The organism is Rhodospirillaceae bacterium (genome assembly GCA_002746255.1).
In the GTDB taxonomy this organism is placed as follows: Bacteria; Pseudomonadota; Alphaproteobacteria.
Genome location: NVWO01000010.1, coordinates 1 through 26,495, shown reverse-complemented (window position 1 = coordinate 26,495; position 26,495 = coordinate 1). Strand labels below are relative to the sequence as shown.

Sequence of the window (26,495 nt, the reverse complement as noted above, 5' to 3'; positions counted from 1 at the left end):
ACACAGGGCACTGAAAAATAATAGGCGGGTCCAGGGCCATTTGCCATAATCCATCGACGAGACCTTTCCGGCCCCAAGCCTGAAAGGCCGCACAAGACAGGAACACCCAGCACGCTTAGAGCCGCCATGATTGCAAACAACATACCGCCAAAAAACCCAGGGCGTCGCCGTTTTTTAAAATTCGGCCTTGCCGGAACCGGCCTGCTCTTTCTGGCCGGGCTCTGGCGTTACACCACCGACAAGGCCCGCCCCCCAGTGCCGAAAGGCTTTCGCTTTCTTACCGCCCAGGACCAACGGATCTTTGCGGCGCTGGCACCTGCCTTGATCGGCAAGGCGCTTCCAACCGGCGACCGGGATCGCCTGATTGCTGAAATTCTCGCCGACATTGACCGGTTAATAGCGGCGATGCCGCCAGGGATGCAGGACGAGCTACGCCAACTTTTTGACCTTCTGGCTTTTCCCCCGGCACGGATAGCCCTCACAGGCATCTGGAACGACTGGGAGGCGGCCACGGAAAAGGAAATAGAGGCTTTCCTCGACCGCTGGTCAATGAGCGCGCTGACGCTTCTGCAACTTGCCTATGCCGCCATCCATGACCTCTGCATGGCCGCCTGGTACGACAACCCACATGCCTGGAGCTGGATCGGATATGACGGCCCCCCGGACATCCCCGACGACGTGCGAAAGATCGTGTGATGGCCGAACGCACCCATATCGACGCCGCAAGGCTGGAAAAGGACAAAAGCTATGCCGCCGATGTTGCCATCATCGGCAGCGGGGCCGGTGGCGGCGTGGCGGCAGAAATTCTTGCCCGCGCCGGATTGCAGGTCGTCCTGATCGAAGAAGGCGGATATTGGACAGCCAAGGACTTTACCGGCCGCGAGGGGGATGCCTACCGCACGCTTTATTGGGACGCCGCCAGCCGCAAAACAAAAGACAAGGCGATCACCCTTCTTCAGGGGCGCGCCGTCGGCGGCGGCACCGTCGTCAACTGGACGGCAAGCTTTCGCACACCACCAGAGACGCTTTCCCATTGGGCGGAAATGTTTGATGTAAAGGAAACGAACGCAGAAGACATGACCCCATGGTTCGAAAGAACCGAACGCCGTTTCTCCGTCGCCCCTTGGGAGCACCCTCCAAATGAAAACAACGCGGTCCTTGCCAGAGGATGCGAGCGCCTTGGCTGGCCCCACGGGATCGTTCCAAGAAACGTACGCGGCTGTTGGAACATCGGCTATTGCGGTTTTGGATGTCCGACCAACGCCAAACAGTCCATGCTGGTTACAACAATCCCGGCAGCGCTTGATCGTGGTGCCATCCTGATCAGCCATGCCCGGGCACATACCATCGAAACCGATCGCGGGCGCGCCGCAAATGTGCAGTGCCTTGCCATCGATTCGGAAAGCCTTCGCCCGACCGGCCGAAAGATCCGCGTTCACGCAACCCATATTATCGTGGCCGGCGGCGGCATCAATGGCCCCGGATTGCTTTTGCGGTCCAGGCTGCCAGACCCACATCAACGCCTTGGAAAGCGCACCTTTCTTCATCCTGTCGTGGCCTTGGCCGGCGAATTACCGGAGGAAGTAAAACCCTTTGAAGGCGCACCCCAATCCGTCTATTCGGATGCGTTTCTTTGGCGTGACGGCGTTACCGGCAAGGCCGGCTATAAACTTGAAGTACCGCCCCTTTTCCCCGTGCAGGCGGCAATTTCCATTCCGTTATTTGGCAACACGCATGCACAAAGCATGGCCCGGCTTCCTTACACTCATGCCGTCATCGCCCTTGTACGAGATGGCTTTAGTCCAGATTTCACCGGCGGTCGCGTCGTGCTTCAAAACGACGGCAGTCCCGTGCTTGATTACCAGACGACCGCGTTTCACTGGGAAGGGTTTCAACACGCGTATCTTTCCATGGCAGAGCTTAGTTTTGCAGCTGGCGCAAAATCCGTTTTCCCGGTGCATCGGGAAGCGAGGCCTTATCAAAGCTGGCGAGAAGCGCGACAGGCAATTCGCGAGAGCCTCTCGATGCGACCGCCGCGCGCGCTCATCTTTTCCGCTCATATAATGGGCGGCTGTGCGATGTCTAAGGATGCCCGCCTTGGGGTGGTCGACTCATTCGGTCGCCATCACCAGGTCGAAGGGCTGTCCGTCTTCGACGGGTCCGTGTTTCCGACAAGCCTCGGCGTCAATCCACAGATATCGATTTATGCCCTGGTCGCGCGAAACGCGGCACGGCTCGCCGAATCGCTAACCGGCCAACCCGTTGATCTTTCCTAACCTGTTAAAAGGTTATCCGTTCTATTCAACGTGAATAGCGCTGTTGGGATAGAAGGCGTGAAAGGCGAAGGCAAAGCTTATGTCGTGAACGACATCTTCCAGGCCATCCGCCGTCTTCCGTTGAACAATCACATTGCCAATATCGCGCCCCTCACTGATACGCTCCACATCAAGCGCCGAGTTCTGCCCCGATTCCCAGGTAAGCACCAGATCCTTGGCCACGATTTTTCCGCGATCGCGAAGGAAGTTTAAGCCCCAGGCCTCACCTCCCACCGAGACGACCCTTTCCAGGGGTGCAATATTTGAGGGAAGTTTTCCCCGGTAAAGAAACGGCAACTGGCTGCTGTCATAGCCGGCATAAGGCGTGTAGCCATAGGCCCGCATGCTCGTGGAATTTGGAACGAGCACTTTTCCCTTTGGAGACCGTTTCCGAAATCTCGCGAAAGATTCGACTCGCGAAGGAAGCATTTTTAAACTTTCGCCCGTATGCGTCCCGACAATTCCCTCGCCGGTAAATTGCTGCCACCAGCTTTCCGTCTGGCGGTCATACATAACAAGATCCGAATTGCGAAGCTTTCCCGTAGTTCCAAAATCAAGGATGGCACCCTTTAACCGACGATCAAAAACGATCGCCGAATTGCACAGCGGGCAAAACGTAACGGTAACCGGCACCTCGCCAATTTGGTCGTTCACGATCTCGTGCCACATAAGAATCTGCAAAGGGTACGCACGCGCTTCGCCGTTCACGACGATGCTTACAACCGGTTCGTCATTGCCAAGCGTTGCAATCGAAGCGGCCAATTCAAACTTTGGATTGTCTATTGCAGGAATGCCATCCTTCGATGGCCCACCAGACATAATTTCATCGAAGTCGATCGACGTCTTTGAAAAATCCGTCTTGTGCCACTCCCCGCGCCAGCGCCTGACGTCGCTGGCTTCGGCTCCACTCCCAAAAAGAAGGGGGGTGAAGGCTATGAAAAATACAAAAAGGCCCGCCTTAAACAAGAAAACTTTTGCCAAATCCTTACGCATCACTTGTCCCCAGCCATCGTTTGCCGGCCCCACCAGGCAATGCATCGCGACGCCGTGCATCGAGACACAAAACCGCAACGGCCGAGCCAAAACATTTCTGAACAATCGGATTCTGCTTATTACTTCCGGTATTCTTCCGGAAGAAACATCAGGTGATCGACATCTTCCGCAGACGCATGACAAGCGATGCAAAATTCAACCTTGTCGGAGCCTTTGCCATTCGTCGTGCCCAGAATATGTCCGTTCGGCAAAACCATCGTATAGCGCCAATCCCCACTGGCAGAGTTAAAGCCGGAAGCCATTTTCTCCATAACGAAAAGCGGGCCGATAGGCGATGAGGAAGAAGCCGCACATGGGTTCTTTGCCGCACATGGGTTCTTTGCTGCGCATGGGTTTTTGGCCGCGCATGGGTTTTTGGCCGCACATGGATTGCACGGGTTGCCGCCCTTCGCCGTAACATTTGTGAAGCTGTCCTTCACAAGTAGGGAGCCCTCTGGGAAACGCCCGGCTTTTTCGTATTTACCGTAAGCGCTTGCCTTGGCGTTGGCGTAATTGTTCACATAGCGGCCGCCATGAGTGTCGGAAATATATGGGGCCGTGTTGTAGTGTTTCCACGTCTGATAGGTTGCGGCATAAGAAAGGCCGGATTTTTTGTAGGCCGTCATCATCGCGTGCTTCTGCTTTTTATAAAAAGCAGAAGCCTCCGCATCTGAAAGTTCCGGGCCTTCCGCAGCGGCACACGGGTTGGCCGCACACGGGTTGGCCGCACACGGGTTGGCGGCACACGGGTTCTTTGCCGCGCATGGGTTCTTTGCCGCGCATGGGTTCTTCTTCTTGTCGTAATAACCTGCCACCTGCTCCGCTTGCGCGGGGGCCTCGGCCAACACCACACTCACTGCGAGAACGCCCGCCCCAGCCATCAAGGGGAATACGGCCCCGGACAGCAAAACGGATTTGAGGGATTTTGAGTAACTGATACGCATCGAATTCTCCTGCTTGTTAAACGTTGAAAAACGAACTTTCAACTTCCCTTCCTCCCTTGGCTGCGTTCCAGCTTGGAAGACCCTCATTGATCCGTAAACAAAGCGGCTTTTATAGCGAATGAAAACCCATCCGCACCTGATCCTATCGATAGGAACTTTCCCGTTCAAACGACCGGCGATCACAACTTTGTGAAAGTTTGGGCAGTGTCCTGAAACGCCCCCCAGGAAGCGCCTTTAGCAGCAACCCTCTTCCGGCCCGCAGACACCCGCCTCTTCCGTGGTGGCGTCGTAATCCACCCCTTTTGTCTCTTTTGGATGGCGCACAAGCGTGCGCGAACAATCGAAAGGCTTGGCATCTTCAAGGGCAACCGCCATCCGGGGTGGCACCGGATAAACATCTTCTGCGTAAGGCTGTGAGGTGAAAATCCGATAGGTCTTGTCGCAAACGGCCGCCGGCACCCCACGTTGCAACACATGGCCGTCATCGTCGCGCACTTCCTTCCAGGGGCCTTTGTAAATGACCGCCTGATTGCGCTCCCAGCACGCGCCGTCTTTCCCTTTATGGGCCGTCACGGTAACGGAACGAAATTCGATCCCTTCCACCGTCTGCCAAGGCTCCGGATCGCGCTTCACAAGGGAAATTCCATGGAAGCCCGCATCTTCAAACGCACGCAGGAAGGCTGCCTCTTGAAAAGCGCCGGAAATGCAGCCGGACCAAAGCTCCGCATCCTCACAAAGCCGGGCCGGAACGTCCTCGTCCGATACGATGTCGGAAATTGCAACACGCCCGCCCACCTTCAGCACCCGGTACATTTCCCGAAAGAGTTGCTTTTTTTCATCCGGATGAACCAAATTCAGCACACAATTTGAGACGATGACATCAATGGAATTGTCTGGAATAAGCGGCTTCATTTCCTCGCAACGGAAACGTTCCAGCGCGCTGAAATCCTCGTAATTTGCAATTGGCTTGCCCGCGATCTTTTTTTCAAGCTCGGCAATGTTCGTCCGCAAGTCCTGAATCCGGCCGCGATAAAAAGTGACGTTGTCCCAGCCGATGCGCCTGGAAACTTCCAACCGGTGCTTTTCCGCCAGCGCCAGCATGTCGAGATTGAAATCAACGCCAATCACGTGGCCCTTGGCGCCTACAATCTGGGAAAGAATGTAGCAGGCCTTGCCGCCACCGCTTCCCAAATCGAGCACGGTTTCTCCCTCGCGGACGAAAGGCGTCGGGTCCCCGCAACCATAATCCCTCTCCAGAATTTCTTCCGGAATGACCTTGAGATAGGCGGGATTGTAAGCAATGGGACAGCAGAGAGCTTCTTCGCGAACCTTCGAAGCATCCCCATAACGGCGCAAAACTTCCTGATCCTTATCAAGGGCGGTTGTCGTCATCGCATTGGTCTCCAAAATCTCAAGGAGATGGTGTCGTGCCTGATCATCAAACACCATCGTTCAGCAAAGGCGGAAAATGCTCTTATAGAAAATTCGCAGCCAGCCACCATAGAATGGCAAAAATCGCAGCAAAGATCGTAAATCGAAATCGGGATGTCATCAAAACCTCATACCTTGCCGCCACCATCCGAAAAATACGCAGCCATTTTCTTTAGTTTTATCAGGAAAATGCCGTCAAAGGCGGATGTTCAACAACCTCTTGGAATGTCTTTCGGATTTCCGAGCGGCTCGGAAAAATGGATCGAACGCTTCAGCCCCCTGCCCAGGAATGCGAAAGAATCCATCCGCCAATAAAAAGGCCCGCACATGGCGGGCCTTTTCATTTCAGCTTTTCTTCTGCTGCGTCAGCCGACGAGCCTCAGATTACCGGCATTGGTCTTACCATTCTGCCCGCTCTCGAGATCGTACTCGACTTGCTGGCCCTCGTTGAGGCCTTGCAGTCCTGCGCGCTCTACCGCCGAAACATGGACGAAAACATCCTTCGAACCATCCTCAGGCGTGATGAACCCATATCCCTTGACGGGATTGAACCATTTAACGGTTCCTGTACTCATTGATATATTCCTTCTTTCATTGTCGTATCCGCCCCGCACACCATGCACGTAGACGCGTCCTCGTTCAAAAAAATTCCTGGGGTATAGCAGCTAGGTCGGCACGACAAAGCGAGATACGTCCGGGTCTTCGAAGACGAACGAAGTGGTATAAGCCCAGACTTATAGAATTTCAAAGAATTTATAAAAAACCTATATAAATCATATGTATAAAGATGGTCTCTTGCGAAAAACGCATGCCTGAACCAAGCAAATTCAACGGCGTGGAACGCTTTTTTTAGAAGCAACACCTTACGCTTCTTTTTCTTAGCCCTTTAGGGCGCCGTAAACCTCCGGCTCAAAAAAATCGACCTGGATTGCCGCGTTGCGTGCCGCGTCTGCGTCTTCGATGCTTTGGTATTCGGCATCGGTAAGAATTCCCGCCGCAACGGCAGCACCAAGTTCATCGCCGCCACCGCCCGCAAGCCTGCCATCGCGCACGGCCTCACGAAGCCTGGCCCTGGCCGGTTGCGCCGCGACGACTTTGGCAAGCGCGAATTCAAGAACACCCAACCCGTCCTCCCGGGCATCGGGGATATAAATGTCGGAAGTCAGGTGCCGGCGTAATTCGCCATCCCCCAAAATTGCCGTTGCCACCTTGGCGCCAAGCGCGTCGGATGGCGGTCGCATGGAAACGCCAAAAGGAAAGATCGCGCGCCTGAGCAACCACCCTGCCGGACGGTTGGGAAGGTTGTCGAGAACACCGCCAAGGGCTTCCTCGATCTTTACCAGGGCCTGAGTTGCCGCATAACGCATCACGGCCTCGTCGCGCGGCATCTGGCCCTCATCAAAGAAACGCTTGAGAAGCGCCGCAGCCAGATATTGCCAGGCCAGAGCATCGGCAAGGCGGCCACAGATTTTTTCACGCCGTTTCAACTCACCGCCAAAGATTGCCAGCGCCGAATCGGAAACCAGGGCGAAGGCGGCACTCCATCGCGACAGCGTCCGATAATATTCCGCCGAAGGACCGCCGACCGGTGCCGCCACAAAACGGCCGCCGGTTAGGGCAAGAAAGAAGGCTCGGACAAAATTCTGGAAAAAGAAATTAATGTGGGCGAAGAAAGCCCGATCGAACCGGCCCAGGTCTTTCCGCTCTACGGCCTCCATTTCTTCACGAACAAACGGGTGTGCCCGAACCGCACCCTGTCCGTAGATGATCAGGGACCGGGTCAAGATATTTGCCCCCTCCACCGTGATCGCAATCGGAACCGCCGTATAGGTGTGGCCAAGGATGTTTTTCGGCCCACGACAGATTTCGGCACCGGCACGAATGTCCATGGCATCGTTTAGAACGCCGCGCATAAGCTCGGTCAAATAGGCCTTAACGATCCCGGTAAGCACCGCCGGTTCTTCGCCAGCATCCACGGCCCCGCAAGTCAGCTTGCGCGCCGCATCCATCAGATAGGTATGGCCGCCGATCCGGGCAATGGCTTCCTCCACGCCTTCGAAACGTCCGATCGGCAGATTGAATTGTTCGCGGACCGTGCCATAGGCGCCAACGATGCGGGTCGCCATCTGGGCCGCGGCAATCGACAGCGATGGCAGCGAGATCGAGCGACCAGCTGCCAGCGCTTCCATCAGCATCCGCCAGCCCTGTCCGGCCTTATCCGGACCGCCAATGATGAAGCTTAAAGGCACAAAAACGTCTTTTCCGAAAATAGGCCCGTTGGGGAACGGCACGCCCATGGGATCGTGACGCTTACCGATTTCAAGGCCAGGCAGATCCCTTGGAAGCAAGGCACAGGTAATCCCCAGGTCTTCCCGGTCGCCGAGAAGCCCGTCCGGGTCGTAAAGCCGAAAGGCAAGGCCGATCACCGTGGCAACCGGCGCCAGCGTGATGTAGCGCTTCTCCCAGTTCAACCGCATGCCCAGCACGTCTTCCCCTTCGTAGGTGCCACGACAAATGATGCCGGTGCTGGTCGTCGAAGCGGCGTCGCTGCCAGCCGTCGGCTCAGTCAGGGCAAAACACGGGATTTCCTCGCCGCGTGCGAGGCGGGGAAGGTAATAATCCTTCTGCGCGTCGGTCCCATGATGGAGCAGAAGCTCCCCCGGACCGAGGGAGTTTGGAACCATCACGGTCACGCCGGCGGCGACACTTCGGCTGGAGATTTTGACGATCACGGCGGAATGCCCGATGGCTGAAAAGCCAAGCCCGCCATATTTTTCGGGAATAATCATGCCAAGAAAACGATGCAGCTTCAAAAAATCCCAGACATCCTGGGAAAGTTCCCGCGCCTGAGTAATTTTCCAATCGTCGATTTTGGCGCATAATTCTTCAACAGGGCCGTCCAGAAACGCCTGTTCCTTCTCTGTCAGGGGCCGCACTTCAAAATCGATTAATTTCTGCCAATCGGGATTTCCAGAAAAAATCTGGCCATCCCACCAGACGGTTCCGGCCTCAAGGGCAACCCGTTCCGTGTCGCCAATGCTTGGCAACACCTTGGTGATCAACCGCATCAGAAGAGACGAAACAAACATCTGGCGGATTCCAGGAACGCCGAAAAGAAGCGCAAAGATAACAATCGCACCAACCGTCACGGCAAAGGCGTCCGACGATTGCACCCCGCCGACAAACCAGGCAAGAAGCAGGGTCGCCGTCAGGGCAAGCCACGCCCAATAACCTCTTCCAGCATAGAGAAGGCCGAAAAGAAGAAACACCCCGACCACAACAAGCAACGTTCCCATGACAACATCCTTTGCTTCTCTGTACGTGCAAACTGCCTTGCCGCTCGCGGCCTTGCGGCTCGATTAGTTGCGCAATGGCTTGCCCGTCATCAACATCTGTTTAATGCGCGCAATGGTGCCCGACCGGCACGCCAGTCTTGTAAACGCCCGGCGCTCAAGCGCCAACAAATCGTCTTCGCACAAGGGTTCCGTCACATCACACGCGCCACCGCTAAGCACGCGTGCCAACGCATCGGCCACAACCGTGTCGTAGGGCGTTGCCAGGCCGCGCCTGCGGAAATCCTCGACCGCCATCTTCATCCCAGCCCACGCACCGGCCCCCGGCAGCGCTAACGCGACCGGTTCCGGGGCCGCATAATCTGCCACCATGGAAAGCGCGCGCGCCTTGGCGTCGGCAAGCAGCCGATAGCGGTTCATGGTGATCCCATCTTCGGGACGCAGGAAAAGGTAATCCTTTGCCTCATCCGCCGATTTGGCGACGGTGGCCACGCTGATGATTTCGAACGCCTTGCGAACCGGCGGCATGGGGCCACCGGGGCGGTCAGGATTGACCGACCACCGCGTCAGCATCTCTTTGCATCCGCCCCATCCCGGGATGATCCCGACGGCGGTTTCCACCAGGCCGATGTAGGTTTCGGCATGGGCAGACACGCCATCGCAATGCAAAAGCACCTCGCAGCCGCCCCCCAGCGCCATGCCGGACGGCGCGCCAATGACTGGAAAGGGCGCATATTTCAGAGCTTTTAATGTCTTCTGGCCATTGCCGATCAGCCAGCCGATCGCGAACCCTGCGCGCAGAAAGGCCGGCAACAGCAACAGCGCCAAATTCGCACCAACCGAAAAATTGCTGCCTTCGTTATAGATCACCAGGGCCTTGTGGCGCTTGGGCACCAAATCGATGGCTTTGCGCAGCATGGACAGGATGCCGAGGTTGAGCGCGTTCATCTTGGAATGAAACTCAAGGCAGACCACCCCATCGCCAACGTCCCACAGGCTGGCCGACCGGTTGGCGGCAAGGGGCTGCGAACGCAACTTGATGTCGGACAGCATCTCGACACCCTTGGGGCGAACCAGGTCTTTGTACACGCCATCGACGGTCAGATATTGCCGCCGCCCCGCGTACACCCGATAGAACGAACGCCCGCCTGCTTGGGCAAGCAAGGGCGGAACGGGAAGGCCGTCAGCGCGCAGCCGCGTGGCGAACCAGGCCGGGCCAAGCTTGTCGATCATCTCGAACGGGCCGGTTTTCCAGTTGTAACCCAGCCGCATGGCTTCATCGACCGCACAGATATCATCGGCAATCTCAGGCACCAGCGAGGCGGCATACCCAAGGGTCTTTGACAGGACGCGCCAGGCGTATTTTCCGCCTTTGTCGTCATGGGTGACCAATGCGCGCAGCCCTTTTTTTCGCGCCGCCTTCATGCTTGCAAAGCGTGGCTTGCGCGCCGTGTGATATTCGCCGCTCACAAGATCCATCGCTTCCTTGACCCGTTTGCCCGTAGACGTGTTCAGGCGATAGAACCCGCCCTTGCCCTTACGGCCGGTATAGCCGTCGGCAATCATGCGCTCGATCAATTCCGGCTTGCGATAAATGGTATGGAAGGCGTCTTCCTTGGGCAAGGCACCGGCAAGTTCACCCAGGACATGAGGCATCAGGTCCAGCCCAACCAGATCGAGAAGCCCGAAAACACCGGTTTTTGGAATGCCGACCGGACGGCCAAGAATGGCGTCCGCCTCTTCAACCGTCAGCCCCCCATCCATCGCCTCGACAACGCTGCATTGCAACCAGAACGTGCCGATGCGGTTGGCAATAAAGCCCGGCCTATCCTTGCAATCGACGACGCTTTTGCCGAGCACCACATCGGCAAATTCGCGCACGCGATCAACCGCCTCACAACGCGTTCTCTCGCCCGCAACAATTTCAAGAAGACGCATGTAACGGGGCGGATTGAAAAAATGCGCGATCAGAAAATCCTGAACAAAGCGATCCGGCATGTCCTTTGTCAAAACGGCAATGGGAAGGGTGGACGTGTTTGAAGAAACAATCGAACCGGATTTGCGAACTGCCTCGATCTTCCGGTACAGGCTTTGCTTGATTTCCAGTTTTTCAATCACCGCTTCGATGATCCAGTCGCATTCGGCCAGCAGGTTCAGATCGTCTTCGATGTTGCCTGGGGTAATGCGCTTTGCGTTGCGCTTGTGCATGAAGGGCGCCGGGTTGGCTTTTTGCATTTTTGCGATGGCTTCTTCGGCAATGACGTTGCGGTTCGCCGCATCTTTGGGAACGATATCCAGCAACACCACGCGCTTTCCGGCATTCGCCACCTGGGCCGCAATGCCAGCCCCCATAACCCCGGCGCCAATGACGGCAATGCGTTCAAATTCACTCATCGAACGGCCTCTAGAACGGTCGCGATGCCTTGGCCGCCGCCGATACATTGCGTTGCCAGTGCAAACCGGCCGCCTTCGCGTTGCAAAAGCTGCGCGGCCTTGCCGGTGATGCGCGCGCCGGTTGCACCAAGGGGATGGCCGATGGCAATCGCCCCGCCGTCCAGATTAACCGTCGCCGCATCGCAGCCCAACTCGCGTATGGAGGCCAGAGATTGCGAGGCGAAGGCCTCGTTCAGTTCGATCAGATCAAGGTCGCCAATGCCAAGCCCCGCGCGTTCCAGAGCCTTCCGGGTTGCGCCCACCGGGCCGATGCCCATGATCTCTGGCTGACACCCCGACACGGCGATGCTTTTGATCCTTGCCAGCGGCACCAGCCCCGCCTTTTCGGCGTAGGCTTCGCTGCATACCAGGACTGCGGCGGCACCATCGGTCAGCGGCGAAGACGTTCCGGCGGTGACACTTCCTTCCTGATCGAAGGCCGGCTTCAAGGCGGCCAGCGCCTCGCGCGTCGTATCGGGCCGAATGCAGCCGTCTTTTGCGACCGTGCCTTCCTTGGTAAGGATCGGCACAATCTCGTCCTGGAACCTGCCGTCTGCCTGGGCCGCATGCGCCTTCTTGTGGCTTGCTACGGCAAAAGCATCCTGATCGTCGCGGGAAATATCATAGCGCGCCGCGACCCTTTCCGCCGTCTCGCCCATGGATATGTAGGCTTCCGGGTAGGATTCATAGAGCGCGGGATTGAGCACCGGATTAAACCCCGGCAGCGGCACCCGGGTCATGGATTCGACGCCCGCGCAAAGAAAAACCTCGCCGGCATTCATCTGAATGGCCCCCGCCGCCATGTGGATGGCCTGCATCGAGGAGCCGCAAAAACGGTTCACCGTGACGCCAGCCATCGCAATCGGCAAATCGGCAATAAACCCGATCAGGCGGGCAACGTTCAGCCCCTGCTCCCCTTCCGGAAAGGCACAACCGACAATCAAATCTTCGATGTCCTCGACGCGAATCCCGCTTTTCTCAACCAACCCCTTGACCACCTGGGCAGCAAGATCGTCCGGCCGAATTTTGGTGAACCCGCCCTTGTTCGCATAGGTGAAGGGGGATCTCGCATATCCAGCGATAACCACGTTTCTCATGGTGTTTTCCTCGTCGGTTCAATCGCCCGGCTGTTTGGTTTCCTCATCAGCGACCAATTCTTTCTTGGAAAGTTTGCCGATCATCGTCTTTGGCAATTCGTCACGGAACTCGACAGATTTTGGCCTCTCGATTGGAGACAGCTTGTCTACGAGAAAGGCCCGCAAAGCTTCTTCGCTTAAACGTGCCCCGTCGCGCAGTTTAACGAACGCTTTTGGGCTTTGCCCACGGTAACTGTCGAAGACCCCAATCACCGTTACCTCGGCCACATCTGGATGAAGGTAGATGGCTTCTTCGATAACCCTTGGATAGACGTTATAGCCGCCACAAAGGATCAGATCCTTCACCCGGTCGATCAGAAACACATAGCCATCGTCATCTATGTAACCAACGTCACCCGTATGCAGCACGCCATCGCGGAAAATTTCCTCGGTTGCTTCCGGGTGCTCCCAGTAACCCGCCATCACCTGGGGGCCGGACACACAGATTTCGCCACTTTCCCCCTGGGCCAGCTTTTTTTCCGGATCCTCAAGCGAGCGAATTTCAACCACGGTGTCCTGCAATGGCAGCCCAATCGACCCTTCCTTCACAAGACCGCCGATTGGGTTGCACGTCACCACCGGGGAGGCCTCACTAAGGCCATAGCCTTCAATCAGGCTACATCCCGTCAATGATTCAAACGTCCTCTTGACCTCGACCGGCAAGGACGCCCCGCCGGAGATGCAGACTTTCAGGCTGGAAAGATCATAATCCGACGTGTTCGCATAGCCGTTGATCGCGTTGTAAATGGTGGGAACCCCGGGAAAGGCTGTTGGTCGTTTCGCAGCGATAACTTTAAGGGTCTGCTTCAAATCGAACCGTGGCAGAAGAATAAGCTCGGCCCCCGCCGCGATGCCCTGGTTCATGATTACCGTCATCGCAAAAACATGGAACAGTGGCAAAACGGCCAGAAGCTTCAAAGGTTCTTCGATAACGCCTTCGATAACCTGTCCCGTCTGACGCGCATTGGTCATCAGGTTGTGGTGGGTCAGCATGGCCCCTTTTGGCTCGCCCGTGGTGCCACCGGTGTATTGAAGAACGGCAATATCCTTGCCCGCATCAATTTCGACCCGCTCTACCTTGCCATCGTTTTGAACAAGCATGCCGAACGGCACATGTTGCAAATCTGCTGGAATTTCCAGAACCTCACTTCGCCTGAAGACCGAGAACAACAGCCCCTTAACGGGGGGAAGGATGTCCCGCATCGGACAAATCACAATTCGCTTGAGACACGAGTCCTCTAACGCCGCCGCAATCTTTGGATAGAGCTGCCGCAGATCAAGGGTCACCATGATTYCGGTGCGGGAATCCTCAATCTGACGCACAACTTCCCGCTCGACATAGAGGGGATTGAAATTGACGACCGTGCCGCCGGCCTTAAGGATGGCGTAGTAGCAAATCACATAAAAAGGTGTGTTGGGAAGGAACAGCCCCACTTTGACGCCCTTCCGGACCCCAAGAAGCTGAAAACCCACAGCCGCGCGATTTACAAGATCGCCAACCTCATCATAGCGATAGGTCTTGCCAAGGAAATCCAGACARCGACGCTCYGGAAACCGGGCAACRGCCTCGTCCATCAAAGAAAACAGGGGCGGCCCGGCTGGTTTTTCACCRACGGCCCGGCGACCAAACGGATCGCCCCCRRTGYGTTCCGTCAWTTTCATGCCTTATTATATGGCGTTTTGTCCTTTGATTTACATTAACGCGAAGAGAATACCGGCAACGCTACGCATAAGAGGTGGCCGCAATCCGATGGCAAAGATCAACAGAAGAGGTTGATTTTAAATAAGAAAAGCTTCTCACTTGGAAACATCCTTGGGAAGAAGGGCGGCAAGGGCGGAACAAACGATTTCCTGGGTGTCGCCGATGTTTTCGTTCAAAATCCCATGCCTTGCGGAGGAAACCAGCTTTGCCGTCTTCACCTTGGTGGTCAGTTTTTCATAGATAATATCCAGGCTTTTCGGATTGACGACCCCATCGCCGTCCCCCTGCACAAGCGTGACGGGGCAGTTGATCTCGGGAAGTTGCCGGTCCAATTCATCGACCATACGGCGCAGTTCAAACAACCCGCGGATCGGCATATTTCGATAGTTGATGTCGGGATGTTCTGAATCGTTTTCGCGGAAAGGCATCACGCCCTCCAGAGTCGGAATCCACTGAGCCAATTTGTTGACGCCGTGGAGCAATGGCACAAACTTCATGTTCCGGTTCATGAATTTCATCGGCGTCGAAACGGCGACAATCCCGGCAAGCTTGGCCGGTTTTTCGGCACCAAAAATCAACGACAAGGCCCCACCGCTGGAAAACCCAACCAGGCATATCCGCTCGGCAAAGGCCGAAAGAATGCGGTAACCTTCCCGGACCGGCTCCATCCAGTTCTGCCAATCCCGCCCCCGAAGATCCCAGGGGGACGTTCCGTGCCCGTTCAAGCGCACGCCGATTACGGGGTGGCCGGCATCGAACAGGCGTTGTCCAAACGCCCGGAGCTCCGCCGGTGACGCCAGAAACCCGTGAACCAGCACGACACCAAGGCCGTTGCTGTTCTCCGGAACAAGAAGATAGGGTTCGGCGCTTGCCGTTGCGGTTTCCTGTTCGTTAATCGCATCAAAACGCGGACCCGAAAATCGCTTCTTCTCCCAGGCGAAGCTTCGCCCCGCGTCATCAAACATCGCTTCGGCCCATTGTTGCGGGGTCAAGCGCTCCTCTTCGTCCAGCGCGTCACCAAGCGCTTGCACCGTTTCCGCAATGGGAGCCGCTTCATTGGCGTAAACGGCAATGGGATTTTCGATGCGGATTTCATCAAAATCATGCTCTTCACAAAGTTTTGGAAGAAAATGATAGCAATCGTCATCCACTTTCAGGAGGCCGGCACGAACTGACGAGGAGATAAACTGATCCAACCCGTCGCACCGATTTTCCAGGATGCCGCCATAATCGTCTGGATTAAGCAGGCTGTGATGCAGGTGAACGTCCGGCTGTTTCTGAATTTTTTTAATTGCCAGATACAGAGTCTTGCAGAAAATCTGCCGTGTAATTTTCGGTTCCCCGTCGTCAATCAGACCCAGGATAAGCTCGGACGCAAGATGGGACAAATTGACGGTGAGATTGGCATACATCTCATGCATATAGGCATCGCGAGCGGGTGAAACCCTGCGTTCGATGCTCATTCTGAGAAGGCGATCCAGAGGCGTACCCTTCTTGCCCGTTTCCCTGCGGAAAAACTCCTCCATCGATGTGACGCGCCGCAACAGGTGCCCAAGCAGTTTCCGCTCCCACCAGCTCCAGGACTGCCCGTGGCGAACGGGTGCGCCAAGCCGGATGTCCATGTCGGTATCCTTCAGCAGAAAATTGCCTTCGATCAGCAGTTCTTCGGCAAATTTCTTCGGCAGCCCGGCATTGAAGAATTCGGCAGCTTTTGTGACAAGATTGTCGCTGATCCGAATGGGATAAAAGGTAATGTTGGATGGCATGATCTCGGTAGGACGCTTGGCCTCCGTCATCAGCGCCGCAACGCTCTCAACCCTAAGCGTGTCGGCCCATCGCGCCAAATGATCGGCGCACCCCGCCTTCTCAAGTTCCAGAAGGCCCGTTTTAAAGGCGTCGAGCGTCAGCCCCAAAACGGCGGCCCCGGCGTGGTGCTTTCGCCGCTCCTTCGCAACCCTCGAATAGACGCGGTATTTCCCTTTTTTACCAAGCACCCGCCGATCCTTGACGATGCCGCCCTCGGGAAAGACGATGACCTTTCTCCCCCGAAGGATTTCAGCCGCCAGAAACGGGAGCAACAGCGGGTAATCATTGGGAACCGCGCCGAGACTAAGGAGGTAATCGGACAAAACGCTATCGTCAGAGAAAAATTCCTGCGACGCGATGGAGCGGCAATAAGCCCCGGTCTCTTTGTAAATCAGATATTGGGGAATAAACGTCTCAAAACGCGCGAAATGGTTGAACAGAAATATCTGGCCGCTTTTCACGCGATGGTCCGGATCGTGCCAGTTGATGTTTATGCTTAGCCGCGACTCCAGAACAGACATGGCGCGCACCGTCCACGCGCAAGCCTTTTCGCTGATGGCAAAGGTCTTTTCAGGATCTGACTCTGGGTCCGCATTCATCAAAACGGTCCGGTTCCGGAAGGAGGCAAGCCTACTCTATATTGGCCCGCTCCTGGCATCAAAAAGTGGCCAAACCAGGCTACGCAGACTAGGCTGTGAAAAGTCTATAAATAGTTATGAACCTTGCAGCACCTTTTGGGGAAAACGCCAATGACAGTCGCACGGATCATTAAGCAAAAGGGCACCGACACGGTAAGCGTGCGCCCGGACACCCCTCTTACAGAAGCAATCCAGCTTCTTTCCAAGAACAACATCGGCGCGTTGGTGGTGAGTGAGGACGGGTTTTCCGTAGCCGGAATCCTGTCCGAGCGAGACATCATACGCGGGCTTGCCAAATCGGGGGCGGCGTTCTTGGAACAGCCGGTCCGCACCCTCATGACCAGCGCGGTGAAGACCTGCTCACCACAGGACACAACCATGAACCTGCTCGCGCGAATGACCGAACAACGCATCCGCCACATGCCGGTTGTGGAAGATGACCACCTTGCCGGAATTGTCAGCATCGGCGACGTCGTCAAACTGCGCCTCGACGATCTGGCAACGGACGTTGAATCACTGCGTGATTACATCACGCAGTGAGAACCGCAAACGGCAAGCCGATGCAAGATCACAGGGTCATCCCCGGGGGATAAGCCCCGGGGGATAGGCCTGTCCTCGGCGGCTATGCCGCCTTGCCTGCCGTTCGCCTGCCGGAATGCCGTGGGTTGTTGTTGCGGCGACGCTGTTGATGCTGACCCGCATGCTTTTTCCGCTGGGAGCCAGACTTGGTCGGCCCCATATAGTTCGCTATATCGGCGGCATGATAGGGGTGATCCTCGACCACCTTCACGCTTTTGCGGATGGTCTTCTCGATGTCGCGCAAATAGCCACGCTCGTCATGGGCGCAGAATGAAATGGCGATGCCGGTGGCACCGGCGCGTGCCGTACGGCCGATGCGATGCACATAGCTTTCGGGCTCATTTGGCAGCTCGAAATTAATGACATGGGTTACGCCATCGACGTCGATCCCGCGCGCGGCGATGTCGGTCGCCACCAGGGCACGAATGTTCCCGGAACGAAAGGCCTTAAGAGCCCGTTGCCGGGCGTTCTGGGCCTTGTTGCCGTGAATGGCATCCGATTGAACGCCGATATGCTCCAGATGCTTGGCAACACGATCGGCCCCATGCTTGGTGCGCGTAAAAATAAGCACCCGCTCGAGGCTATTGTCGCTCAACAATTCACTGAGCAACGCGCGCTTCTTCTCCTTGGCCACGAAAAAAACCTGCTGCTCCACCCGTTCGGCCGTGGTTGCGGCCGGCGCCACCTCAACCTGCACAGGGTTCTTCAGCAAGCCGCCGGCGAGACCCTGAATAGCTTTCGGCATGGTGGCCGAAAACAGTGCCGTCTGGCGACGGTCCGACATGGTCGCGGTAATCTTCCGCACGTCGGGGATGAAGCCCATGTCAAGCATGCGGTCCGCTTCATCAAGGACAAAGACCTCGACCGCATCAAGGCGTACGTGGCGCTGGTTCATCAGATCGATCAACCGCCCCGGCGTGGCAACCAACACGTGAACGCCATTGGCCAGGGTTCTGATCTGGGGACGGATAGAGGTGCCGCCAAAAACCACCGCCGTACGCAGGCGCATATGGCGAGCATAGCCCCGCAGGCTTTCACCAATCTGGGCCGCCAATTCGCGGGTCGGTGCCAGAATCAAGGCGCGCGGCTGGCGGCTGTTCGGCTTGCTCTCGTCTTCTGCCATATGGTGCAACAGCGGCAGAGCGAAGGCAGCCGTCTTGCCAGTGCCGGTCTGGGCAACGCCCAGCAAATCGCGCCCTTCAAGCAGCGGCGGAATGGATTTGAGCTGAATGGGGGTAGGTGTGGTGTAACCTTCGTCCGCAATGGCGCGAAGAATGGGCTGGGCCAATTTGAGGTCCGCAAAATTTGTCATGCGTTCTTTTTCTTTCCAAATAAATATCATAACTCGCCGCCCCGAAAAACGAGGTGGCGAGCGTGCAAGCACGATGCAAGCTTTCGACACGGCCAGCCTCGGCACACATAAGGTGCCAATGGCAAAAGCCCGTCTAACGAAACGCCCACATATAATCGGAGAGAAAGACGACCGGCCCTTAAAAGGGTTTTGGGCCAATAAGCGATCGAAACGCGATCTTGAAGGGAGTGTCGTTGGCGCTAATAAGGGGTCCAGAAACCCGGAAGTCAAGCCATTTTGGCGTTTTCAAAGGCCCCTGGGGGTTTGGAGGCCGCGCCTAAACGGGCTCCAGCTCAAACTTTGCGCGTGTATCGGTTGCCTTCGCAACACGAAGAAACGTCTTCATCGTAGGCAACACGGTCCCATTCTCAAGCCGGGCAATATACGACTGCGAGGTGTTCATGCGCTTGGCAAGCTGCGCCTGTGTCAGCCCACAATCATTACGTGCCTTGATAACGGCGCGAGCAACAGCATATTCGGGAACGAGTTCCTCGTAAGCTTTGCGCACGCCCTTCTTGGCAAGGAGTTGCGCCTTAAAGGTCTTCAGTGCCTTCGTCATCTCAGAGACCTTTCATTCGTTGTATCGCAAGATCTATCTCGCGATTGGGCGTCTTTTGTGTCTTCTTGACGAAGGCTCGGACTACGACCAGTCGCCTGCCCGTAGCGGCAAAATATATGGCCCTGGCAATGCCGTCCCTACCTTTCATCCGCATTTCCCACAATTTCCCCCGCAGTTTCGTAACATGGGGCTTGTTGACCCGACTTGGCCCCAATTCCTCAAGCATTTCAGCTACATGAAGAAAACGGGCCTGTAGATCATCCGCAAGGGCCGCTATTTCCCTCTGCGCATCGGGGGTTACCTCTACCTTCCATTTCGACATCACATTATACCTTTTAAGATATAATTACAAGCTAGCCGATTCCGCCAACTTTGCATTACCAAGCAACAGCAACAGCCGATTTCAGATGGTTAACAGCGGGTAACAACGCGCCTGGCGTCCTAATCAGGGGGCACCCAAATCAGAGAATCTGAAATCTTTAATGGTGGGCCGCCGAGAGAGGTTAGGTGGCAGGAACGAGGAATAGATCATTGGGCATCACCGGCATCGTCTTTCTTGGATACCGAGACAGGAAGAGCTCTTTTGCCATCGAGCAACTGCTGTAGCACAACTCTGATCGCTTCCTGTTCAGCCAGCGCCTGCTCGCTAACAGGAAAGCTAGTGACGTTCATTTTCAGCTCAGTCTTTCCGTACAAAAGGTCAAGAAGGCCGCGACGGATCCGCGTGTTCTCGTCCTCCAGCCGACCCTGGGCCACGGGAGCGTAAACACCCCTCTTAACGTGCACCTCATCAAATTCGTAACCGAGAGCACGTCCCATCGCCAGCAATAAACTTGTCAGAAGATCGACTCGTCGCCCGTCCCAAACCGGCTGCTGCTTTTCGTCGTCCTTTGGATAACTACTGAGGTGGTCGAGGTACATTTTCCATGCCGCGGCGACCAGACGATAGCGCGTTTTGCGGAATTCAAGATCTATCATATTTAGCGCTTGTACGTGCTCCGGTGATACGGCGGCGGCTCTCGTGGCCATAAGGGCTTTGAATATCCATAACTTCCGTGCCCTGTCCTCGCGTGATTTCTCTAGCCATTTCTGAACTTGAACAGCGACGACCGGTGCCAGCAGGATTGCCACGATCATCAATATTTCGGAGAGTTTGATTTCCATAACTTTATTCCGTGTCGTTCTGCCTCAGACATTCCCGGGCCCTACAAATACTTTAACACCGTCCTGCGTGCGCCGTCGCAATTTGGTTCCCATAATTGACAACGCCGCGCGTCGGTATCGCCAGACTCTGACGTTGGATCGGTCGGCGCGCATTGCCATCGCCGCCGCTCAGACGAACGCCCCCCGCACAAATACCGCATAAAAAAGGCCTAGCTGTTTCCAGCTAAGCCTTTGAAAAATTTGGTGGGCGCACACGGACTCGAACCGTGGACCCGCTGATTAAGAGTCAGCTGCTCTACCAACTGAGCTATGCGCCCCCAAGGGAAGGCCCCTATAGCAAAGCCACCCTGGCTTGTCGATAGGCTTGCCGGAATTGGGGCGGTCGCGCCCGCTTTCCATGCGCTACCCATCGTCGTCACCGCCACGGCGGCTTATCCGTACGTCACGATGGATATGAATGCTCATCAAAAGGCCAAACGCGAACAGCAGCATCAAAAGCGCCGTCCCCCCATAGGAAATAAGCGGAAGCGGCACGCCAACGACCGGGATAAGGCCGGTAACCATGGCGATGTTGACAAAGAAATAGAGCGCGAAGGTCATGGTCAGGCCCAGGCCAAGCAAACGGCCGAATTGATTACGGCTGCGAAGGCTGATCATAAATCCGCAAAAAACAAGCAACAGGTAAAGCCCAAGCAACAGGAGCCCACCGGCAATGCCGAATTCCTCGGCCAGCATGGTGAAGATAAAATCCGTCTGCTTTTCGGGCAGGAAATTCAGATGCGCCTGAGTCCCCTGAAGAAACCCCTTCCCCCAAAGCCCGCCCGAACCGAGGGCAATCTGCGATTGCAAAATGTGATACCCGGCACCGAGAGGATCGCTTTCCGGATCGAGAAAAACGAGGACGCGCCGCTTTTGATAGCCGTGCAGGCCCATCCAGAGGAGTGGCATCGTTGCAAGGGCACCACCGATCAGCAGAGCGAATTTCCAAATTCGGACCCCCGCCAGAAAAAAGATCGAAAGGCCACCGATAATCAACATGAGCGCCGTTCCTAAATCCGGCTGCCGCAGAACCAGAAGGGCCGGAAAAACCAGCATCAGAAAAGGTGCAATCAAAAAACCAGGCCGGGTGACGTCCTCAAGACTGGCACCATGAAAATAGCGGGCAAGAGCCAGCACCAGCGTCATCTTGACGACTTCGGAAGGCTGGAGCTGAAAATAGCCGAGGTCCAGCCACCGTTGCGCACCCATCCCAACGATGCCGGTGAAGCCAACGATGACAAGGAGAAAAAGCGAAATCCCGTAGATCGTATAGGCATGGCGCAACCAGAAGCGGATGTCAGTCAAGCCGACGGCAAAAAGAACCACAAGGCCAATGGCAAAACGAACCGCCTGGCGGCCAGCCCAGGGTGAAAAATTTGCGTTGCCGGCCGAATAGAGCATGGCAACGCCGATGCCCGAGATCAGGCAGAGAAGCAAAACCATGCCCCAATGGATTTGCCGGAGCTTGTAGCTGAAACGAAGGGAGCCGTCTTGAAAGTCGCCCACGCCGCTCATGACGCCACCCAACTTTCAGGCGTTCCCTTTGCACGCGCCGCCTTTGGAACATCCCGCCGCTGAATTTCGCGCAAGATATCCCGGGCGATGGGAGCGGCCGCAGAAGATCCACTGCCCCCATGTTCGACAATGACGGAGACCGCATATTTTGGCGCATTCACCGGCGCAAATCCTACGAAAAGCGCATGGTCGCGCTCCCGCCAGGGACGGTTCTTGTTTTTACGAACCCCTTCTTTCCGCTCCCGCTCTGAAATGCGTCGTACCTGTGACGTACCGGTCTTGCCACCCATCGCCATTTTCGCGCTCCGAATACGCGCGCCATAGGCCGTGCCTCCGGGCACATTTATTACGGCAGCCATTGCGCTGCGAATATGCGCAAGGGTCGCCTGACGAATGCCGAGCGATTTGAAATTTTCCTTTGGACGCACGCCAATGCCTTCCGGCAGAACAGCCTCCTTCGTGAGATGGGGAAAGACCTCGTCGCCTCCGTTCACCATCCGGGAAATCATGACGGCCAGTTGCAAGGGCGTCGCCAGCACATAGCCCTGGCCAATCCCCGTAATCAGGGTTTCGCCGCCCTGCCAGGCCGCACCGAACGTCGCCCGCTTCCAATCGGGATCCGGCACGAGGCCACGCTGCTCACCAGCTAAATCCTCAATCAACGTCTGCCCCAGCCCAAACCGGCGCGCCATCTCGGATATCCGGTTTATTCCGCAGCGCCGCGCGATCTCGTAAAAATAAACGTCGCAGGATTTCTGAATGGCCTCATGAAGCCCGACATGACCATGCCCTTTGCGCTTCCAGCAATGGAACCGGTCGCCGCCAAGTTCGATATAACCTTTGCAGAAGACTTTCTTCTCCGGCGTAACAAGACCGGCTTCAAGTGCGGCTGTAGCAACGATCATCTTGTAGGTCGAACCGGGGGCGTATTGCCCCGCTATGCATTTGTTCGTAAGCGGTGCCCGGCGATTGGAAAGCAGCTTTTGCCAATTTTTCTCGCTTAACCCGGTTACAAATTCATTTGGATCAAAGCCCGGGGTCGAGACCATCAACAACACTTCCCCCGTATACACATTCATCGCGACGGCGGCACCGCTCAGCTCCCCAAATCGCTTGCCGGCAAATGCCTGCACACCGGAATCCAGCGTCAACGCCACCTGGTAACCGGATTTCCCTTCCTCGCGCGAAAGCTCGCGCACGACACGCCCAACCGAATTCACCTCCATCTGACTGCTACCGGCTTTTCCCCGAAGCGCCAGATCGTAATTTTTTTCGATCCCACTCTTGCCGATGCGAAAATCCGGCAGTTGAAGCAACGGATCTTCCGTAAGTTCCTTTTCCGTTACCGCCGCCACATAACCAATCACATGCGCCGCCGCTGCACCCAAGGGATAGTAACGGCTTTGGCCAACGTCGATGAGCACCCCGGGCAGGTCCGGCGCGTTCACCTCAAGGCGCGCGACTTCTTCCCAACTAAGGTTTTCCCGAACCGTGACCGGAACAAAGCTGCGCTTTCGCTTCATTTCATGTAGAACGCGGCGAATTTCGGTTGCGCCAATCGGAACAATCAAGCCAATTCGATCAAGGACGGCCCGGATATCCAACGTCTGTTCCGGAATAACGACGACGCGGTAATTTTCCCGGTTTCGAGCCATCGGCGTTCCGTGACGATCAACAATCGAGCCTCGCGATGGCTGAATCAGGCGGAGGTTGATCCGGTTTTCCTCCGCCAATGTCACATAACGGTCTGATTCAATAACCTGCAAATAATAAAGGCGACCGACAAGCGCCGATGCAAGCACCAGCTTCCCCCCCGCCAGCATGGCGGCGCGGCGGCTAAACACACGGTAACGGCCGCCCTCCCGATACATCAGGCTTGCCGAAGGATGATTTTCTGGGTCTGCGCGTAGACCCAGGCGAGGCACGGATAAAGGGCCACGGTGAGAAAATATTGGAAGATTCCAGGGCTTGGATCACGCAATGTCCAGGCAAGCAACGACAACCCTGCCCATTGCAGCGCCGAGGCACCCGCCGCCACCACCATGAAGCTTGCCCAGGCGATGGAAAAAGATTCGTGAAGGAAATAGCGACGCTGCGAAACAACCGTTTCATAAACAAGAAGAAGAATAGCTGCGTTTAGGCCGATCGGCGCGCCGGAAAGAAAATCCTGTAGAAGGCCGACAACAAACACAGCCGCTGTCGGCAGCAGATCGGAACGGTGAAGCCCCCAGTAATAGACCGCCGTCAGCGGCAGCATGGGAACGATCACAGCGTAAGCGGGAATATGAAGCGGAATGACGGTGAGAAGCAAAAGGATAAGCAGGCCAAAAAAGGGCACCAGATTGCGTAAATGATGTTCCAGACGCTGCCAGAATGGAGCCATCACTTGCGAGATGTCCCCTTGGCGTTCGCGTTGGCCGGCAGCAAGTCCGGGAGCACACCTTCCAGGCCGTAATTGACAACGCGGACAAATTCGAGGCGATTCCAGGTGACAAAAGACTGCACGCGAATTTCCTCTTCGCCAATGGAACCCACCGTGCCGACAGGAAGGCCGGGTGGAAAGATGCCGCCATGGCCGGAGGTGACAATCCGGTCACCCGGCGCGAGGACGGCTGTCGCCGGCAAGTAAAGCAAACGCGGGCGATTCGTATTATCCCCCGTCAAAATAGCTTTTTCCCGCGACGATTCCACAAGCACAGGAATGCGTGAGTTCCAGTCCATAATCAGGAGCACGCGGGACGTGTGATTGCCAGCCTGGGAAATTCGGCCAACGACTCCTTCGCCATTGATAACCGGATCGCCTTTTTTCACGCCATCGCTTTTTCCCGCATTGATGAGAACACTGCGGACGAACGCGTTTCCTGAATCCGCAATCACACGTGCGGCAACAAAAGAAGCCGGGGCGTCCGGAACAAATTTTAAAAGCGCGCGCAAGCTTTCATTTTCGCTCGCCAGTCGTTCCGCTGTCAGACTTGATAGCTGAAGGGTGGCGATCTTTACACGCAACTGTTTATTTTTCTCACGGAGTGCAGCCAAATCCGAGATTTCGCTGAGAAGGCTCTGGGTCGCCACGACCGGGCGGGAAACAAGATCGATGAGCGGCGCGGTCATGTCCGTAACGGTTGTCCGCAACCGCTCTATCAAGGACGTGTCCAGCCGCCCTACCGCAATGAGAGCGACCGTCGCCGCGATCAAAATCAGAAATGGGAATCGATTGGCAAACAGCCTCGCCGGCATCGCAAGACGCAGGAACGACCCAGCGCGAAATCTTGCCATCCCCCTTCTCCTTCAACCGCCAGCTTCACCCGAAAATTCTGGCCTGAACCAAACCCGGTTAGTAACTGCTCAACAAAACATCCTTCATGGTCTTCATTTCTTCCAGCGCACGGCCTGTGCCAAGGACAACACAGGACAGCGGCTCGTCGGCAATGGAAACCGGAAGCCCCGTTGCCTCGCGGAGCACCTGATCAAGGTTGGTGAGCAACGCGCAACCGCCCGTAAGGACGATTCCCTTATCGACGATGTCGGCGGCCAGTTCCGGCGCCGTATGCTCCAAAGCCACTTTTACGGCTTCGACGATGGCCCCCACCGGCTCGGAAAGACTTTCCGCAATCTGCCGCTCGGAAATGACCAGTTCTTTTGGAACGCCGTTCATCAAATCGCGCCCCTTGATCTCCATCACCCGGCCATCGCCTTCATCAGGCGGACAGGCGGACCCAATTTCTTTCTTGATCCGTTCGGCACTGCTTTCCCCCACAAGAAGATTATGGTGGCGCCGGATATACGCGATGATCGCTTCGTCCATTTTATCGCCCCCGACACGGACAGATCGCGAATAGACGATGCCACCAAGGGAAAGCACAGCAACTTCCGTTGTGCCACCCCCGATGTCGACAACCATCGAACCGGTAGGCTCGGTAACGGGCAGGCCGGCACCGATTGCCGCCGCCATCGGCTCCTCGATAAGAAAAACCCTGCGCGCGCCAGCGCTTTCCGCCGATTCCTGAATGGCGCGACGTTCCACAGCTGTCGAACCCGAGGGCACACAGACAATAATCTGGGGCGACGCAAATGTGCGCCGGTTGTGCACTTTACGGATAAAATGCTTGATCATTTCCTCGGCAACGTCGAAATCGGCAATCACCCCATCGCGCAGCGGGCGCGTTGCCTCGATGTTTCCAGGCGTACGCCACAACATCATTTTTGCTTCGTCGCCAACGGCGAGAACATGCCTGCGGCCTTTCACATTGGTAATCGCCACGACGGAGGGCTCGTTCAACACGATGCCCTGGCCCCGTACATAGACCAACGTATTCGCCGTCCCCAGATCGATTGCCATGTCCGAAGATAGTGCGCCAAATATTTTAGAAAAAAACATTCTGTCTCACTCTTGTTTCTGTCATGCGACGAACAATGGCGTTCCCCGCAACATTTCCGTGATGCGTCACCTAGGCTGTAAGAGCCGCCGGAGCAGTCTTCTCCCGTTTGACGAGCAACTTATTCAACGCATTGATATAGGCGCGCGCGGAAGCTACCAGCGTATCCGTGTTTGCCCCCT

21 protein-coding genes, 1 tRNA gene and 1 pseudogene are annotated in these 26,495 nt (G+C 56.2%); 3 read left to right on the top strand and 20 right to left on the bottom strand.

Features of this window, described 5'->3' with window-relative positions; translation table 11 throughout:
• The first annotated feature begins 126 nt into the window (after positions 1 to 126).
• Positions 127 to 696, top strand: coding sequence for a hypothetical protein (locus COA65_07025; protein ID PCJ58914.1), 570 nt, complete (start codon positions 127 to 129; stop codon positions 694 to 696).
• Positions 696 to 2,276, top strand: coding sequence for a GMC family oxidoreductase (locus tag COA65_07020; protein PCJ58913.1), 1,581 nt, complete (start codon positions 696 to 698; stop codon positions 2,274 to 2,276). Before COA65_07025 ends, COA65_07020 begins: the two co-directional genes overlap by 1 nt.
• A 21-nt stretch (positions 2,277 to 2,297) precedes the next feature.
• Here COA65_07020 and COA65_07015 read toward each other — a convergent pair whose 3' ends face one another.
• The 10 genes and pseudogenes from COA65_07015 to COA65_06970 form a co-directional block, all read right to left on the bottom strand.
• A complete protein-coding gene (locus COA65_07015) occupies positions 2,298 to 3,308 on the bottom strand; it encodes a hypothetical protein (GenBank protein ID PCJ58952.1) in 1,011 nt (336 codons plus the stop codon).
• Positions 3,309 to 3,427: 119 nt separating this feature from the next.
• Positions 3,428 to 3,973 (bottom strand): hypothetical protein, encoded by a 546-nt coding sequence (locus COA65_07010; GenBank protein PCJ58951.1) that lies wholly within the window; start codon positions 3,971 to 3,973, stop codon positions 3,428 to 3,430.
• Between the two features lie 60 nt (positions 3,974 to 4,033).
• Positions 4,034 to 4,135 (bottom strand): annotated as a pseudogene (locus COA65_07005) (cytochrome C peroxidase).
• Positions 4,136 to 4,525: 390 nt separating this feature from the next.
• Positions 4,526 to 5,683 carry a methyltransferase gene (locus tag COA65_07000; protein PCJ58950.1) on the bottom strand — a complete coding sequence of 386 codons (1,158 nt, stop codon included), beginning with the start codon at positions 5,681 to 5,683 and terminating at the stop codon, positions 4,526 to 4,528.
• A gap of 404 nt (positions 5,684 to 6,087) precedes the next feature.
• A complete protein-coding gene (locus COA65_06995) occupies positions 6,088 to 6,297 on the bottom strand; it encodes a cold-shock protein (GenBank protein PCJ58949.1) in 210 nt (69 codons plus the stop codon).
• Between the two features lie 303 nt (positions 6,298 to 6,600).
• Positions 6,601 to 9,018, bottom strand: a complete 2,418-nt coding sequence (gene fadE / locus COA65_06990) for an acyl-CoA dehydrogenase (GenBank protein ID PCJ58912.1) — start codon at positions 9,016 to 9,018, stop codon at positions 6,601 to 6,603.
• 63 nt (positions 9,019 to 9,081) lie between these two features.
• Positions 9,082 to 11,409: a 3-hydroxyacyl-CoA dehydrogenase gene (locus COA65_06985; GenBank protein ID PCJ58911.1), complete on the bottom strand. Its 2,328-nt coding sequence runs from the start codon at positions 11,407 to 11,409 to the stop codon at positions 9,082 to 9,084.
• Positions 11,406 to 12,545: an acetyl-CoA C-acyltransferase gene (locus COA65_06980; protein ID PCJ58910.1), complete on the bottom strand. Its 1,140-nt coding sequence runs from the start codon at positions 12,543 to 12,545 to the stop codon at positions 11,406 to 11,408. Before COA65_06980 ends, COA65_06985 begins: the two co-directional genes overlap by 4 nt.
• Positions 12,546 to 12,563: 18 nt before the next feature.
• Positions 12,564 to 14,246: a dicarboxylate--CoA ligase PimA gene (locus COA65_06975; protein PCJ58909.1), complete on the bottom strand. Its 1,683-nt coding sequence runs from the start codon at positions 14,244 to 14,246 to the stop codon at positions 12,564 to 12,566.
• Between the two features lie 135 nt (positions 14,247 to 14,381).
• The gene (locus tag COA65_06970) at positions 14,382 to 16,691 is read right to left on the bottom strand and encodes an alpha/beta hydrolase (protein ID PCJ58908.1); all 2,310 of its coding nucleotides are present in this window, start codon (positions 16,689 to 16,691) and stop codon (positions 14,382 to 14,384) included.
• 150 nt (positions 16,692 to 16,841) lie between these two features.
• On the opposite strand from COA65_06970, the gene COA65_06965 reads away from it, so the two are divergent.
• Positions 16,842 to 17,270 (top strand): histidine kinase, encoded by a 429-nt coding sequence (locus COA65_06965; GenBank protein PCJ58907.1) that lies wholly within the window; start codon positions 16,842 to 16,844, stop codon positions 17,268 to 17,270.
• An 82-nt stretch (positions 17,271 to 17,352) separates the two neighbouring features.
• Here the strand turns inward: COA65_06965 and COA65_06960 are convergent, their stop codons facing one another.
• From COA65_06960 to COA65_06915, 10 genes are all read right to left on the bottom strand, one after another.
• Complete coding sequence (locus tag COA65_06960; GenBank protein PCJ58948.1) at positions 17,353 to 18,621, bottom strand: DEAD/DEAH box helicase; 1,269 nt, start codon at positions 18,619 to 18,621, stop codon at positions 17,353 to 17,355.
• A 316-nt stretch (positions 18,622 to 18,937) separates the two neighbouring features.
• Positions 18,938 to 19,219: a transcriptional regulator gene (locus tag COA65_06955; GenBank protein PCJ58906.1), complete on the bottom strand. Its 282-nt coding sequence runs from the start codon at positions 19,217 to 19,219 to the stop codon at positions 18,938 to 18,940.
• 1 nt (position 19,220) lies between these two features.
• On the bottom strand, positions 19,221 to 19,541 hold the full coding sequence (locus tag COA65_06950) for a hypothetical protein (GenBank protein ID PCJ58905.1): 321 nt from the start codon (positions 19,539 to 19,541) through the stop codon (positions 19,221 to 19,223).
• Between the two features lie 206 nt (positions 19,542 to 19,747).
• Complete coding sequence (locus COA65_06945; protein ID PCJ58904.1) at positions 19,748 to 20,383, bottom strand: hypothetical protein; 636 nt, start codon at positions 20,381 to 20,383, stop codon at positions 19,748 to 19,750.
• Positions 20,384 to 20,624: 241 nt separating this feature from the next.
• Positions 20,625 to 20,700, bottom strand: a tRNA-Lys gene (locus COA65_06940).
• A gap of 85 nt (positions 20,701 to 20,785) precedes the next feature.
• Positions 20,786 to 21,937, bottom strand: a complete 1,152-nt coding sequence (locus COA65_06935; GenBank protein ID PCJ58903.1) for a rod shape-determining protein RodA — start codon at positions 21,935 to 21,937, stop codon at positions 20,786 to 20,788.
• Positions 21,934 to 23,808 carry a penicillin-binding protein 2 gene (gene mrdA / locus COA65_06930; protein PCJ58902.1) on the bottom strand — a complete coding sequence of 625 codons (1,875 nt, stop codon included), beginning with the start codon at positions 23,806 to 23,808 and terminating at the stop codon, positions 21,934 to 21,936. The genes COA65_06935 and mrdA overlap by 4 nt, the downstream gene beginning before the upstream one ends.
• Positions 23,808 to 24,320 carry a rod shape-determining protein MreD gene (gene mreD, locus COA65_06925; GenBank protein PCJ58901.1) on the bottom strand — a complete coding sequence of 171 codons (513 nt, stop codon included), beginning with the start codon at positions 24,318 to 24,320 and terminating at the stop codon, positions 23,808 to 23,810. The genes mrdA and mreD overlap by 1 nt, the downstream gene beginning before the upstream one ends.
• Positions 24,320 to 25,213: a rod shape-determining protein MreC gene (gene mreC, locus COA65_06920; GenBank protein PCJ58900.1), complete on the bottom strand. Its 894-nt coding sequence runs from the start codon at positions 25,211 to 25,213 to the stop codon at positions 24,320 to 24,322. The genes mreD and mreC overlap by 1 nt, the downstream gene beginning before the upstream one ends.
• A gap of 58 nt (positions 25,214 to 25,271) precedes the next feature.
• A complete protein-coding gene (locus COA65_06915) occupies positions 25,272 to 26,315 on the bottom strand; it encodes a rod shape-determining protein (GenBank protein PCJ58899.1) in 1,044 nt (347 codons plus the stop codon).
• Positions 26,316 to 26,495: the final 180 nt, after the last annotated feature.